Origin of the sequence: Streptomyces sp. NPDC059582 (assembly GCF_042735715.1) — a bacterium.
GTDB lineage: Bacteria > Actinomycetota > Actinomycetes > Streptomycetales > Streptomycetaceae > Streptomyces.
Genome location: NZ_JBHWCC010000054.1, coordinates 19054 through 32059 on the forward strand (window position 1 = coordinate 19054; position 13006 = coordinate 32059).

14 protein-coding genes are annotated in these 13006 nt (G+C 72.2%); 5 read left to right on the forward strand and 9 right to left on the reverse strand.

Going from position 1 to position 13006, the window contains the following annotated elements:
- Positions 1-273: 273 nt before the first annotated feature.
- The 4 genes from ACFV0T_RS33740 to sigE form a co-directional block, all read right to left on the reverse strand.
- Positions 274-723 carry a sec-independent translocase gene (locus tag ACFV0T_RS33740; RefSeq protein WP_385787729.1) on the reverse strand — a complete coding sequence of 150 codons (450 nt, stop codon included), beginning with the start codon at positions 721-723 and terminating at the stop codon, positions 274-276.
- Positions 724-956: 233 nt separating this feature from the next.
- Entirely contained in the window at positions 957-2735 is a 1779-nt protein-coding gene (locus ACFV0T_RS33745; protein ID WP_385787731.1) for a trypsin-like peptidase domain-containing protein, read from the reverse strand.
- A 133-nt stretch (positions 2736-2868) separates the two neighbouring features.
- Positions 2869-3867, reverse strand: a complete 999-nt coding sequence (locus ACFV0T_RS33750) for a zf-HC2 domain-containing protein (protein WP_385787734.1) — start codon at positions 3865-3867, stop codon at positions 2869-2871.
- Positions 3864-4565, reverse strand: coding sequence for an RNA polymerase sigma factor SigE (gene sigE, locus ACFV0T_RS33755; RefSeq protein WP_385787818.1), 702 nt, complete (start codon positions 4563-4565; stop codon positions 3864-3866). Before sigE ends, ACFV0T_RS33750 begins: the two co-directional genes overlap by 4 nt.
- Before the next feature lie 235 nt (positions 4566-4800).
- On the opposite strand from sigE, the gene ACFV0T_RS33760 reads away from it, so the two are divergent.
- Positions 4801-5499, forward strand: a complete 699-nt coding sequence (locus ACFV0T_RS33760; RefSeq protein WP_385787821.1) for an O-methyltransferase — start codon at positions 4801-4803, stop codon at positions 5497-5499.
- A 196-nt stretch (positions 5500-5695) separates the two neighbouring features.
- On the opposite strand, the gene ACFV0T_RS33765 is transcribed toward ACFV0T_RS33760, so the two are convergent.
- Positions 5696-5863 carry a DUF3117 domain-containing protein gene (locus ACFV0T_RS33765; protein WP_003966491.1) on the reverse strand — a complete coding sequence of 56 codons (168 nt, stop codon included), beginning with the start codon at positions 5861-5863 and terminating at the stop codon, positions 5696-5698.
- A 382-nt stretch (positions 5864-6245) separates the two neighbouring features.
- On the opposite strand from ACFV0T_RS33765, the gene ACFV0T_RS33770 reads away from it, so the two are divergent.
- Positions 6246-7049, forward strand: coding sequence for an enoyl-CoA hydratase/isomerase family protein (locus ACFV0T_RS33770; protein ID WP_385787737.1), 804 nt, complete (start codon positions 6246-6248; stop codon positions 7047-7049).
- A gap of 76 nt (positions 7050-7125) precedes the next feature.
- On the opposite strand, the gene ACFV0T_RS33775 is transcribed toward ACFV0T_RS33770, so the two are convergent.
- Both ACFV0T_RS33775 and ACFV0T_RS33780 read right to left on the reverse strand, forming a co-directional pair.
- The gene (locus ACFV0T_RS33775) at positions 7126-7704 is read right to left on the reverse strand and encodes a DNA-3-methyladenine glycosylase I (RefSeq protein ID WP_385787740.1); all 579 of its coding nucleotides are present in this window, start codon (positions 7702-7704) and stop codon (positions 7126-7128) included.
- Positions 7701-8048 carry a DivIVA domain-containing protein gene (locus ACFV0T_RS33780; protein ID WP_385787823.1) on the reverse strand — a complete coding sequence of 116 codons (348 nt, stop codon included), beginning with the start codon at positions 8046-8048 and terminating at the stop codon, positions 7701-7703. Before ACFV0T_RS33780 ends, ACFV0T_RS33775 begins: the two co-directional genes overlap by 4 nt.
- A gap of 131 nt (positions 8049-8179) precedes the next feature.
- Between ACFV0T_RS33780 and folP the strand changes: the two genes are divergently transcribed.
- A complete protein-coding gene (gene folP / locus ACFV0T_RS33785) occupies positions 8180-9040 on the forward strand; it encodes a dihydropteroate synthase (RefSeq protein ID WP_385787743.1) in 861 nt (286 codons plus the stop codon).
- Between the two features lie 64 nt (positions 9041-9104).
- Here folP and ACFV0T_RS33790 read toward each other — a convergent pair whose 3' ends face one another.
- Both ACFV0T_RS33790 and dapE read right to left on the reverse strand, forming a co-directional pair.
- A complete protein-coding gene (locus ACFV0T_RS33790) occupies positions 9105-9869 on the reverse strand; it encodes a TIGR00730 family Rossman fold protein (RefSeq protein ID WP_385787744.1) in 765 nt (254 codons plus the stop codon).
- Positions 9870-10007: 138 nt separating this feature from the next.
- Complete coding sequence (dapE, locus tag ACFV0T_RS33795; RefSeq protein ID WP_385787746.1) at positions 10008-11087, reverse strand: succinyl-diaminopimelate desuccinylase; 1080 nt, start codon at positions 11085-11087, stop codon at positions 10008-10010.
- 84 nt (positions 11088-11171) lie between these two features.
- Between dapE and ACFV0T_RS33800 the strand changes: the two genes are divergently transcribed.
- Together ACFV0T_RS33800 and ACFV0T_RS33805 are read left to right on the forward strand one after the other, a co-directional pair.
- Complete coding sequence (locus ACFV0T_RS33800; protein ID WP_385787749.1) at positions 11172-12173, forward strand: heavy metal transporter; 1002 nt, start codon at positions 11172-11174, stop codon at positions 12171-12173.
- Between the two features lie 318 nt (positions 12174-12491).
- On the forward strand, positions 12492-12941 hold the full coding sequence (locus tag ACFV0T_RS33805; RefSeq protein ID WP_385787752.1) for an ATP-binding protein: 450 nt from the start codon (positions 12492-12494) through the stop codon (positions 12939-12941).
- Positions 12942-13006 lie beyond the last annotated feature (65 nt).

The following is a 13006-nucleotide window of genomic DNA, read 5'->3' on the forward strand; positions in this document are numbered from 1 at the left end:
CCGGGCGGCCCGCCCCCCTTCGGGCGTACTCGTCCGGTCCGCGCAACAACTCGGCAGCATATCCACCCCGCCGCGGAGAGCAGGGAAACCGCCCGGCGCGTGCGTCGCTCGAAGGTCCCCTTCCGGCCTCACGGGGCCTGAACAGGAGTATGAAACGCGTCACGTACGCCGGGGCGTGCGTGGCGCGTCGGGGGTTCTGCTTCCGCTTCTACGGCCTGAGCTTCGGCGGCTTCCGCTTCTACGGCAGGAGTCTCGACGGCGTGGTGACCGCGCTCAGGTGGCATCCGCGTCGTACGGCGGACGCTCCTCGCGGTCACCGGAGCCCTCGGGCTTCTTCGTCATGTCGATGCGGCCGCCGGACGAACCGGTGGACGAGGAAGCCGACGAGGACGACTCGGCGTCGCGGCTGTGCACCGCGTCCGTGACCTCGGCCATCTCCTTCTTCAGGTCGAAGCCGTTGCGGATCTCCTTGAGCCCCAGCTCGTCGTTGTCCATGTGTTTGCGGATGAACGTCTTGGGGTTGAGGTCCTCGAACTCGAAGTCCTTGAAATCGGGGCCCAGCTCCTGCCGGATGTCCTGCTTGGCGCTCTCCGAGAACTCACGGATCTTCCGGATCGTGCGCATCACGTCCTGGATGACCTTCGGGAGCTTGTCCGGACCGAAGACGAGCACGGCGAGGACAACGAGCGTGATCAGCTCGAGCGGTCCTATGTCATTGAACACCTGAAGCTCCTTGCGATGTCCTCGGTCCTCGGCCCTCGGTGGTCTGTGCGGTCTTCCGTGGTCCGGGCCGGGTCCACGGTACCCGGCCCGGCTGTCAGACCGGTACTGCCCCGAGCCGTCCGGGTGCGTGTACGCGACCGGTTTTTCGCGGCGTTCGCCTTGTCGGGCCCGGAGTCAGGCCCCGACCTGCGCGGATTCCGTCCATAGCGGGCGGGGCCCGATCCCCGGACGGGTCAGTCGCCGTCCGCGGATCCGAGGACGAGGGTGATCGTCCGCGCCCGGCCGTCACGTTCGACGGTCAGCTCCAGGCTGTCGCCGGGGCGGTGGGCGCGGGTCTTGACGATGAGTTCCTCGCCGGAGTGGACGCGCCTCCCGTCGACCGCGGTGATGACGTCACCCGCCCTGAGTCCGGCCCGGTCGCCGGGGCCGCCCGCGGTGACCGGGGAGCCGCCGGCGCCGCTCTTGGTGGCGACCCGGGCGCCGTCCCCGGCGAAGTCCATGTCGAGCGTGACGCCGATGACCGGATGGGTCGCCCGGCCGGTGTTGATCAGCTCCTCGGCGACGCGCTTCCCCTGGTTGACGGGGATGGCGAAGCCGAGGCCGATGGAGCCGGGCTGGCCGGTCCCGGAGTCCGAGCCGTTGTCGGCGGACTGGATGGCGGAGTTGATGCCGATGACCCGGGCCTGCGAGTCGAGGAGCGGGCCGCCGGAGTTGCCTGGGTTGATGGGAGCGTCGGTCTGGAGGGCGTCCACGTACGACACGTCGCTGCCGTCCGCCTCGCCGCCCGCCGTGATGGGCCGCTCCTTGGCGCTGATGATGCCGGAGGTGACCGTGCCCTCCAGGTCGAAGGGGGCGCCGATGGCGACGACGGGGTCACCGACCCGCACGTTGTCGGAGTTGCCGAGCGGGATGGGCCTGAGCCCGCTGACACCGGTCACCCGCACCACGGCGAGGTCGTAGCCGCTGTCGTGCCCGACGACCTCGGCCTCGGCGGTCTCGCCGCCGTTGAAGACCACGGTTATCCGGCCGTCCGTGCCGGCGGGCTGCACCACATGGTTGTTGGTGAGGATGTAGCCCCGGGTGTCGAGCACGAAGCCGGTGCCGGTGCCCTGTTCCTCGGTGCCGGTGACATGCAGGGTGACCACCCCTGGCAGGGCCCGCGCCGCGATCCCCGCCACGCTGTCCGGAGCCCGCCCGGCGGGCACCGCACCGGCCTGCGGCAGCTCCACCTTCCCCAGCCCGCCGTTGCGCTCCAGATACGCGCCTACGACGCCGCCCACGCCGCCGGCGACGAGGGCGAGCACCACCGCCCCGCCGACGATGCCCCGCCGCACCCTGCGGCGCCGCTGCCGCTCACCGGGCACGGCGGCCCCGTTCAGCTGGAGGGGGGCGGCGGTGAGCGGGGCGGCGGTGGCGAGCGGGGCGGCGGCCCAGGGGTCGTAGCGCTGCCAGGGGTCGCCGGGCGCCCGGGTGCCGGACAGCGGGGGCCGGTCCTCGGGGAAGGGGGCCGGGGTGACGGCGTCGGGAGCGGACGGCACCGGGGTGCCCGGAGCGGGCGTCCCCTGACCGCTCGGGCCCGGCGTGGGCGTCCCTTGAGCACTGACAGCCGGTGCGGGCCTCCCCAGTGCGTCAGCAGCCGGTGCGGGCGCCGGGACGGTCGTACCGTGCGTCGGGGTGGCCGTCACGGCGGGGTGCTGGACCGGTGGAGCGGGCGCCCAGGGGCCCGCCTCGCCGTACGGCGGGGTGCTGTAGGGATCGGGGTCGTGCAGAGGCCTGGGCCGCTCACCGGCCGAGGCCGTGGCTTCGGCGCCGAAGCCGGTTCCCTGCCCCGGAACGGGGGCGGGGGCGGGGGCGGTGGGCACGACAGCAGGGGCGGGGAAAGGTTCGGCGTCCGCCATCGCGGCAGGCCGCTCCAGCTCGAAGTCGCCGTCGCCGTAGGCGGGGTGATCCGGCCTCGTCCGCGGTCGAGGCCGGTTCCACCACTTCGCCTTCGTGGGCTTCCCCTCGTTCATGCTCTCCCCCAGAGCCGGCCGCGGCTCGTCGATTCCCACCCCCGCGCCCGGCTGTGTGCCGTGGGCGCGACCCTCCCTGGATTCAACCAGGTTCGCGGGCCACCGCGCAGCGGTCGGCGGGAAGGACGGCTGGTCAGCGAGGCAGAGGAGAGACGGAAGGGGTCGAGGTCGTGCCGGGGACGGGTGCGGCGAGCACCCCGGGGGCGGTGACCTCCGGGGCCGAGGACCAGGCGGTGAGGGCGATCGGGGTGACCGCGGTGAGCGGACGTATCAGCGGGGACATCGCGGCGGCACCCGCCATCACCGGTGTGGTGAGCGTGTGCACGACATCCTGGGCCGCCCCGGGCGCCGGCACCCCGGGCAGCAGCGGAGCGCCCGCCTCGGTCGGGGCGACCGGGGTCTCCCCGAGCATGCCCTGACCGCCCTGCGCGACCAGCGGCCCGAGCCCGCGCCGCCGCTGGTTCTCGGGAGTGGCTCCGGCGCCCGTGCCCGGCGAACGCGCCGGGGTGACATTGCTGCCGGAGCCGGAACCGCCACGAGCCTCCGCGGCCGAGTCGCCCGGTGTGCCCGTGGTCACCCCGCCCAGCGCGACCGCGGCCAGCGACACCGCCCCGGCGGCGGCGAACGCGAACCGCAGCCCGCGCGAGGCGGACCGTTCGGCCTCGGTCCGGCCGACGGGATGGATACGGAAGCCCCGGTCGGGGGCCGTGGGCGGCAGCACGGAACCGTGCTCGCCGGAGGAGACGAAGTCGAAGTCGAAGGGGCCGTCCCGCTTCACGCCGAAGACCCCGGCCCTGCCGCCGAAGCCTCCGGAGGCACGCGGGGAGAACCCCCCGAAGCCTCCCCCGCCGAGCGGCGAGCCACCGCCGTCCGGGTCACCTCCCCCGGGAAGCCCCTGAAGTCGGGCCAGGAAGCTCTCGGAGGGGGGCGGAGGGGCCACTTCCGCGAAGACGTTCTTCAGCCGGCGCTGGGCGTCGACCTCGGTCTTGCACTTCGGGCAGGTCGCCACATGCGCGAGCACCCGCTCGCGGGCGTCGTGACCGAGCTCTCCGTCCACCAGGGCGGAGAGCCGGTCTCCCAGGTGCTGTTCGGCCAGGAGCCGTTCGGTCGGGGTGGGTCGTGATCCACTCACGCGGTCGCGCCCCCTCCCCCCAGAGCGGGCACCCGGGCCACGAAGGAACGGCGTTCGGCGCGCGCCTCCGGCGAGCGGTGCGCGAGGGCCTTGCGCAGCTGGGAACGGCCACGGTGGATCCGGGAGCGGACCGTGCCGAGCTTGACGCCCAGGGTCGCGGCGATCTCCTCGTACGACAGTCCTTCGATGTCGCACAGGACCACCGCGGCACGGAACTCGGGCGCGAGGGTGTCCAGCGCCTGCTGGACGTCCGCGTCGAAGTGCGCGTCGTTGAAGACCTGCTGCGGGGACGGCTCGCGGCTGGGCAGTCGCTCCGCCGCGTCCTCGCCGAGGGCGTCGAAACGGATGCGCTGCTTTCGGCGGACCATGTCCAGGAAGAGGTTGGTGGTGATGCGGTGCAGCCAGCCCTCGAACGTGCCCGGCGAGTACGTCGACAGGGAACGGAAGACGCGGACGAAGACCTCCTGGGTGAGGTCCTCGGCGTCGTGCTGGTTGCCGGTGAGGCGGTAGGCCAGCCGGTACACCCGGCCGCTGTGCATGCTGACGATCTCCTCCCACGTGGGCGGAGTCCACGCCTGCCCGTCCGCGTCGGTGGAGAAAGTCGCGGTCTGGGTCGTGTCAGCGGCGTGACTGTGGTCAGCAGCGGTGTCGTTCACGGATTTCGGCTTGCCGGCCGATCCGAGGAAGCGCCTGAGCACTCCTCCCCGATCCACAGGCGCGGCCGCACCTCCCCTGTCGGCTCTGGTGGTGTCCAGTGGAGCCCCTACCATAGCCACCTCGCCCGTTAGCTCCGGATAAGCGGTTTTACGAGAATTTGATCTGGGCTGATACGGCTCATACGGCTGCGTCAGCACTTTCGCGTCGTCCGGTCCGTCGTCGTGATCCAACTGTGTCCCCCCGCCGTATCTGCCACCCCTATAAACGGCCGGTCCCATCAGCAGGTTCCCGACGGCAGCGGATACAGTCACGCCCAGGCAACCATGGGGACAGGAGACGGTCATTACCGGCAACCGGCAGACGAGCTGGGCGTTCGCCGACGCCTATGTCGCCGAGGACGAAGCGCTGCGTTGGGCCCGCGACCGTGCCCGCGACGCGGGGCTGCGCTCGGTGTCGCCCGGCACGGGCGCCGCGCTGCGGTTGCTGGCGGCCTCGGTGGACGCGAAGGCGGTCGCGGAGATCGGTACCGGGACCGGCGTGTCCGGCATCAACCTGCTGCACGGCATGCGGCCGGACGGCGTGCTGACCACCGTCGATCCCGAGCCGGAGCACCAGCAGTTCGCCCGGCACGCCTTCCGCGCCTCGGGCTTCGCGAGCAACCGGGCCCGTTTCATCCCCGGCCGCGCGCTGGACGTGCTGCCCCGGCTGGCGGACGCCGGCTACGACCTCGTCTTCTGCGACGGCGACCGGCTGGAGTTCCTCGACTACCTCGCTGAATCGTTGCGCCTGCTGCGCCCCGGGGGCCTGGTGGTCTTCGAGGGCGTCTTCGCCAACGGCCGCACGGTCGACTCCGGTCCGCAGCCGACGGAGGTCATACGGATCCGGGAGCTCCTGCGCGCGGTGCGCGAGAGCCAGGAGCTGGTGCCGTCGCTGCTGCCGGTGGGCGACGGGCTGCTCTGCGCGGTCAAGCGCTGAGCGCTGCCCTTCCGGCGGGCGGTGCGCGGGTGGCACGCGCGAACGGTACGCGGAGGCGCCCTGGACGGGCGGTGCGCCGCAGGTGGCACAGGCGGGCGTACGCAGGTGGTACGCAAGGGGCGCACCCGCGCAAATCAGCCGCCCCGGCACCACATAGGATGCCGGGGCGGCTGAAAAGGGTATGGTCGCTTGCGCGCTAGCCGACGACCTTCTTGAGGGCATCGCCCAATGCGTCGGCCTCGTCAGGGGTCAGCTCGACGACGAGTCGACCGCCGCCTTCGAGCGGAACGCGCATGACGATGCCCCGCCCCTCCTTGGTCACCTCGAGCGGGCCATCACCCGTTCGCGGCTTCATGGCCGCCATGCTCGTTCCCCTTCCTGAAACCAGCTCATCGTCAAAGCCGACGGCCCCTGGGAGAGGGCACGCGCCGTCCTAGCGTGGGACGCACGACACCGGCATCGAACACATTGCTTCCAGGCCATTATCCCGCATCTCAGGACCCGATGACCAACATCAGTCGGCATCGCTTGGGCAACGCGCGCGAGCAAAACCACTCAATTCGGCGATGTGGCTGCGATACTGCGCCACCGCACGGACGTCCGCGGACCGGAAACCCGCCGGAATTCTTTGACGCAGGTCACACGGACGGTCCGGTCCGTGGACAGTGATCTCCGCCATGCTGTCCTTCGGACACCGGACGTACCGACCAGTACGTCCCCACAGCGACACCTGGAGGGGTTCCGCCATGGCCGACACCGTGCTCTACGACGTGAGCGACGGACTCGCGACGATCACCCTGAACCGCCCCGAGGCGATGAACGCGCTGAACGTCGCGACCAAGGTCGCCCTCCGCGACGCGGTCGAGGCGGCGGCCGCGGACGACGCCGTACGGGCCGTGCTGCTGACCGCGGCCGGTGACCGGGCGTTCTGCGTGGGCCAGGACCTCAAGGAACACATCGGGCTGCTGGCCGCCGACCGGGAGTCGGGGTCGGGCCGGACCATGAGCACGGTGAAGGAGCACTACAACCCGATCGTGCGGGCGCTGGCCGGGGCGCCGAAGCCGGTGGTCGCCGCGGTGAACGGGGTCGCGGCCGGGGCCGGTTTCGGATTCGCGCTGGCCGCGGACTACCGGATCGTGGCGGACACGGCCGCCTTCAACACCTCCTTCGCGGGAGTCGCCCTGACGGCGGATTCGGGCATCTCCTGGACCCTGCCGCGGGTCGTCGGCCCCGGCCGGGCCGCCGACCTGTTGCTCTTCCCGCGCAGCGTGAAGGCGCAGGAGGCGTACGAGTTGGGGATCGCCAACCGGGTCGTAGCGGCGGCCGAACTGCGCGTCGAGGCCGAGAAGGTGGCGCGGGCGCTGGCCGAGGGGCCGACCGTGGCCTACGCGGCGCTCAAGGAGGCCGTCGCGTACGGGCTGTCGCACTCCCTGGCCGAGACCCTGGAGAAGGAGGACGAACTCCAGGCGCGGGCCGGTGCCTCGGAGGACCACGCGATCGCGGTCCGCGCGTTCGTCGACAAGGAGAAGCCGAAGTACCTGGGCCGCTGAGCCCGGCCGGACTCGGCCGAACCCGAACCTGAACCCGCACCCGAACCCGGACGGGTCGCAACGGGCCCGGACGGGTTCAGGCGCGGCGTGCGGCGCAGTCGGCCAGGTGGTCGTCGACCAGTCCGCACGCCTGCATCAGCGCGTACGCCGTCGTCGGCCCGACGAAGCGCAGCCCCCGCTTCTTCAGGGCCTTCGACAGAGCCGTCGACTCAGGGGTGACGGCCGGCACGTCGGAGATGCCTTTCGGGGCCGGGCGCGTCGCGGGGTCGGGGGCGTGGGACCAGATCAGCTCGTCCAGTTCGCCCGGGGCCCAGTCGGCCAGCACACGCGCGTTGGCGACCGTGGCGTCGATCTTGGCGCGGTTGCGGATGATGCCGGTGTCGGCGAGGAGTCGCTCGCGGTCCTGGTCGGTGAAGGCGGCGACCTCGGCGATCACGAACCCGTCGAAGGCGGTCCGGAATCCCGGGCGGCGGCGCAGGATCGTGATCCACGACAGGCCCGACTGGAAGGCCTCCAGGCTGAGCCGTTCGAACAGCGCGTCGTCACCGTGGACCGGGCGGCCCCATTCCTCGTCGTGATACGCCACGTAGTCCGGTGTGGACAGCGCCCAGGGACAACGCAGACGGCCGTCCGCGCCCGCGACCGAGTCGCTCACCGGTGGTCCTCCTCCGCGGGCTTGTCCATGGAGACGCGGGCGCCGGTCCTGGCGCCCGCGAGCGCGGACTCCAGATCGGCGATACGGGCGTCGCGTTCGGCGAGTTCGGCGCCGAGGCGGTTGAGCGCGTCGTCCACGTCCGCCATGCGGTAGCCGCGCGGGGCGAGCGGGAAGCGCAGGCTGTCGATGTCCGCGCGGCTGACCGGGCGCTCCGGGGGCAGCGGGTCGTGCAGTCGCTCGGGCGCCGCCTCCGGCAGTGGTCCGGTGCCCTCGCCGCCGCCCACCACGGCGAGTGTCACCGCGGCGACCACGACGGCCAGCGCGACAACCAGGAACAAGAACATAACCATCGCTGGGTCCCCACGCTCGGTGTGCTCGGTGTCGAAAGTGTCAGGGTCCGATCGTGCCATGCGAGTCTGACGGTTAGGGTCACAGGCGGCCGAAGACCAGCACGTACTAGGAGAGGTCACAGGGGATGCTCAGGCTGGGCAGGCGTGAATTCGACGCGCACGAGCCGGTGATCATGGCGATCGTGAACCGGACCCCGGACTCCTTCTACGACCAGGGAGCGACCTTCCGGGACGAACCCGCCCTCGCGCGCGTGGAGCAGGCGGTGGCGGAGGGGGCCGCGATCATCGACATCGGCGGGGTGAAGGCCGGGCCGGGCGAGGAGGTCACGGCCGAGGAGGAGGCGCGACGGACCGTCGGCTTCGTCGCGGAGGTGCGGCGGCGCTTCCCGGACGTCGTCATCAGCGTGGACACCTGGCGGGCCGAGGTCGGGGAGGCGGTCTGCGAGGTCGGGGCGGATCTGCTGAACGACGCGTGGGGCGGGGTGGACCCCGGGCTCGCGGAGGTCGCCGCGCGGTACGGGGCGGGGCTGGTGTGCACCCACGCGGGAGGCGCGCAGCCGCGGACCCGGCCGCACCGGGTGACGTACGACGACGTCATGGCCGACATCTTGCGGGTGACGTCGGGGCTGGCCGAGCGGGCGGTGGCGCTGGGGGTGCCGCGCGAGTCCGTGCTGATCGATCCCGGGCACGACTTCGGGAAGAACACCCGGCACAGTCTCGAGGCGACCCGGCGGCTCGGCGAGATGGTCGAGACGGGGTGGCCGGTGCTGGTGTCCCTGTCGAACAAGGACTTCGTCGGGGAGACGCTGGACAGGCCCGTGAAGGAACGGGTGCTGGGCACGCTGGCGACCACGGCCGTGTCGGCGTGGCTGGGGGCACAGGTGTACCGCGTGCACGAGGTGGCGGAGACCCGTCAGGTGCTGGACATGGTGGCGACGATCGCGGGGTGGCGGGAGCCGGCGGTGGCGCGACGCGGGCTGGCCTGACCCGGCCGGACGAGCGAGGCCGGACGGACGGGGTCCGGGAGCTGCCGCCCCCGGACCCACCGGCTCAGCGCTGGCGTCCGGCTTCCTTGGAGACCAGGGCCACCGCCTCGTCCATGTCGTCCGTGACGTGGAAGAGGGTGAGGTCCTTCTCGGCCGCCTTGCCCTGTGCGATCAGGGTGTGCCTGAGCCAGTCGACCAGACCGCCCCAGTAGGCGCTGCCGAACAGGACGATCGGGAAGCGGGTGACCTTCTGGGTCTGGACGAGGGTCAGGGCCTCGAAGAGCTCGTCCAGGGTGCCGAGACCGCCGGGCAGGACCACGAAGCCCTGCGCGTACTTCACGAACATCATCTTTCGGACGAAGAAGTAGCGGAAGTTCAGGCCGATGTCGACATAGGGGTTGAGCCCCTGCTCGAAGGGCAGCTCGATGCCGAGGCCGACCGAGACGCCGCCCGCCTCGCACGCGCCCTTGTTCGCCGCCTCCATGGCGCCGGGCCCGCCGCCGGTGATGACGGCGAAGCCCGCTTCCACCAGGCCGCGGCCGAGCCGGACGCCCGCCTCGTACTCCGGTGACTCCCTGGGGGTGCGCGCCGAGCCGAACACGCTGATCGCGGCCGGGAGTTCGGCGAGTGTGCCGAAGCCCTCGATGAACTCCGACTGGATGCGCAGGACCCGCCAGGGATCGGTGTGGACCCAGTCCGACGGGCCGCCCGCGTCCAGCAGCCGCTGGTCCGTCGTGCTCGACGTCACCTGGCCCCGCCGTCGCAGGACCGGTCCCAGCCGCTGTTCCTCCGGTGGCTGCTTCTTGCCCTCGGGGTTTCCGGTAGCCATGTGCGCTCCCTCCGCGATCGGGGCCTCCTCCGCTCCGGCGAAGCCGAGCGCGGGGGAAGGGTCTTTCCACCTCAGCGTAGATCTACGCGGGTTACGGACGGGGGACGTCGGCATGTCCTACCGGAAGCCGTCGGCTCCTCAGCTCGTCAGCCAGTCGCGCAGCCGGACCTCGCCCGCCAGGATCTTCCCGGTATCGACCCTTTCGTCACGCTTGTGCGCCAAGTGCGGATTTCCGGGCCCGTAGTTGACCGCCGGGATGCCCAGCGCCGAGAAACGGGAGACGTCCGTCCATCCGTACTTGGGTTGCGGGGTGCCGCCCACCGCCTCGATGAAGGCGACGGCGGCCGGGTGGGACAGACCGGGCAGGGCGGCGCCGCTGTGGTCGTCGATCACGAACTCCGTGACCCCGCAGTCCGCGAAGACCTCGCGGACGTGGGCGACGGCCTCCTCCTCGGTGCGGTCGGGCGCGTAGCGGAAGTTGACCGTCACGACGCACTCGTCGGGGATGACGTTGCCGGCCACTCCCCCCGACACGCCCACCGCGTTCAGGCCCTCGCGGTACTCCAGGCCGTCGATCACCGGGTAGCGCGGCTCGTAGGCGGCGAGGCGGGCGAGGACGGGGGCCGCCGCGTGGATCGCGTTCGAGCCCATCCAGCCGCGCGCCGAGTGGGCGCGCTCGCCCGTCGTCTTCAGCAGGACGCGCAGGGTGCCCTGGCAACCGCCCTCCACCTGGCCGTCGGACGGCTCCAGCAGCACCGCGAAGTCGCCCTCCAGCCAGTCCGGGTGGGTCTCGGCGATGTGCTTCAGGCCGTTGAGGTCGGCGGCGACCTCCTCGTTGTCGTAGAAGACGAAGGTGAGATCGCGGTTCGGGGACGGAACCGTGGCCGCGATACGCAGCTGCACGGCGACACCTGACTTCATGTCACAGGTGCCGCAGCCCCACAGCACGCCCTCGTCGTCGAGGCGGGAGGGGACGTTCCCGGCGATGGGCACCGTGTCGATGTGGCCGGCCAGGATCACGCGTTCCGAACGCCCCAGGAACGTACGGGCGATCACGTTGTTGCCGTAGCGCTCCACCGTCAGGTGCGGCAGGGCGCGCAGCGCGGTCTCGATCGCGTCCGCGAGGGGCTTCTCGGTGCCGCTCTCGGACGGGAAGTCGACCAGCCGCGCGGTGAGCTCGGCGGCGTCCAGCGTGAGGTCAAGAGGGGTGTCGGCCATGCCGTCGACCCTAGCGCGCCGCGCCGCTCACCCACTGTCCACACCCGGCACGGCAATTCGCGCGGCCTCCAGTACCTTGTACCCGTGCCAGAGCCGACCCCCTCCCCCAAGCGTCGCGGCCGCCTCCTCCGTTTCGGAGGGGCCTGCGTGATCCTGTGCGCGGTCGCCGGTTATCTCGTGGTGCAGTACGTCGCGGGCGGCGCCGGCGATCCCGGCTGCCGAGTCGTCTCGGGCGGGCGCGACGGGGCGGTCTACGAGTTCACGCCCGAACAGGCCGTCAACGCGGCGACCATCTCGGCGGTCGGCACCAACCGCGGTCTGCCCGAACGGGCCGTGACCATCGCGCTCGCGACCGCGCTCCAGGAGTCGGGGCTGCGCAACATCGGGCACGGCGACCGGGATTCGCTGGGCCTGTTCCAGCAACGGCCGTCGCAGGGCTGGGGCACCGAGAAGCAGATCCTGGACCCGGCGTACGCCGCGGGCGCCTTCTACGAGCACCTGGTCAAGGTGTCCGACTACACGGATCTTCCGCTCACCGTGGCCGCGCAGCGCGTGCAGCGCAGCGGCTACCCGGAGGCGTACGCCAAGCACGAGCCGGACGCCACGCTGCTGGCCGCCGCCCTGACGGGGCGTTCGGCGGCCACCCTGACCTGCGCGGGCCGTCCCGGGGCCACCACGGCCGCGGGGCCGGACGCGGTACGCACGGCGCTCGTGCGGGACTTCGGGCGGGACGCCCTGGAGGAGGCCGGCGCGGAGGTGAGCGAGAGCTCCGGCGGCACCGACGACAAGGCGCCCTCGACGCCCGCGCCCGTCGTGACCGCCGAGTCCAGCGGGCGGACCGTGACGGTGCCGGTGCCGACCGCCGAGGGCGGCTCCGCGGGGCACGCCACCGAGGAGCGCGGCTGGCAGCTCGCGCACTGGGCGGTGGCGAACTCCTCGGCGCTGCACATCGAACGCGTCTTCTACGCCGGGCGGGAGTGGACCGCAGGGAACACCGACAGCCGGTGGCGTACGGCGGCGGTGGGGGGTTCCGCCGGGTCGGAGCGGACGACCGTGGACTCGGTGCGGATCATCACCGCGCAGTAGTACGGGAGTTCACCCGTACGGGTCACGTACGGTCGCAGCGGGCGGACGGGTGCGCGGATTTCCGCGCCGTCGCCCCGCGTGCGCCGAAGCCCTTGGGAACACGGAGCCGTAAGGATTCGGCAGATTTTCGGAGCGGGCGCTCTTTGCCCGATTTTATCCGAAACCGATAATGCGACGCGTTACCAATTCTTTACATTGGGCCGCCGCAACCTTCCCGGGCTTCGAGCGGTAGTCAGGGGGACCGAGCCCGGACGATCAACTCCGATCAACTGCCGGGAGCGGTCGGACACTTTATGTTCTCTTCCTCAAAGGAGCATCATGACCCTCCCTCTGACCCGCCGGATCGCCCGTGTCGCGCTGCTCGTCGCGGCGGGAGCGGCTGCCGGGGTCGGTGCGGCCGGCTCCGCGAGTGCGGCCCCGGAGCTGCCGGCCGGCCCGAACCTCGGCGGGCTGACCGCGGTGGACGGCGCGAGCGTCGGCAACTCCCTCGACGGCGCGACGCAGAGCGCCACCGGGCTCGCGGGTGAAGCGGGCGGCAAGGCCGTCCGCACGGCGGTGCCGGCCGCGGGCAAGACCGGCGGCAAGGCCGTACGGAAGGCGGCGCCCGCGGCGCAGAAGACGGCCGGCGAGGCGGCGGGGTCCGCGGGGGACATCCTCGGGGACACCGCGTCGACGGCCACGAAGGGCGGGCTGCCCACGGAGTCCCTCACCAAGGGCGGGCTGCCGACGCAGTCCCTGCCGGTGAAGGGGCTGCCGCTGGGCGGCTGAGCCCCCGGCCCGGCGCCGCCGCGACAGCGCGAGGCCGGGCCCGACACGACAGCGGAGCCCCGGGG

Coding starts and splice junctions, on each gene's coding strand:
- ACFV0T_RS33745 (WP_385787731.1), bottom strand. CDS start 2,735: ATGAACGAGGGGAAGCCCACGAAGGCGAAGTGGTGGAACCGGCCTCGA.
- ACFV0T_RS33765 (WP_003966491.1), bottom strand. CDS start 5,863: ATGGCGGCCATGAAGCCGCGAACGGGTGATGGCCCGCTCGAGGTGACC.
- ACFV0T_RS33770 (WP_385787737.1), top strand. CDS start 6,246: ATGGCCGACACCGTGCTCTACGACGTGAGCGACGGACTCGCGACGATC.
- ACFV0T_RS33780 (WP_385787823.1), bottom strand. CDS start 8,048: ATGTTCTTGTTCCTGGTTGTCGCGCTGGCCGTCGTGGTCGCCGCGGTG.
- folP (WP_385787743.1), top strand. CDS start 8,180: ATGCTCAGGCTGGGCAGGCGTGAATTCGACGCGCACGAGCCGGTGATC.
- ACFV0T_RS33790 (WP_385787744.1), bottom strand. CDS start 9,869: ATGGCTACCGGAAACCCCGAGGGCAAGAAGCAGCCACCGGAGGAACAG.
- dapE (WP_385787746.1), bottom strand. CDS start 11,087: ATGGCCGACACCCCTCTTGACCTCACGCTGGACGCCGCCGAGCTCACC.
- ACFV0T_RS33805 (WP_385787752.1), top strand. CDS start 12,492: ATGACCCTCCCTCTGACCCGCCGGATCGCCCGTGTCGCGCTGCTCGTC.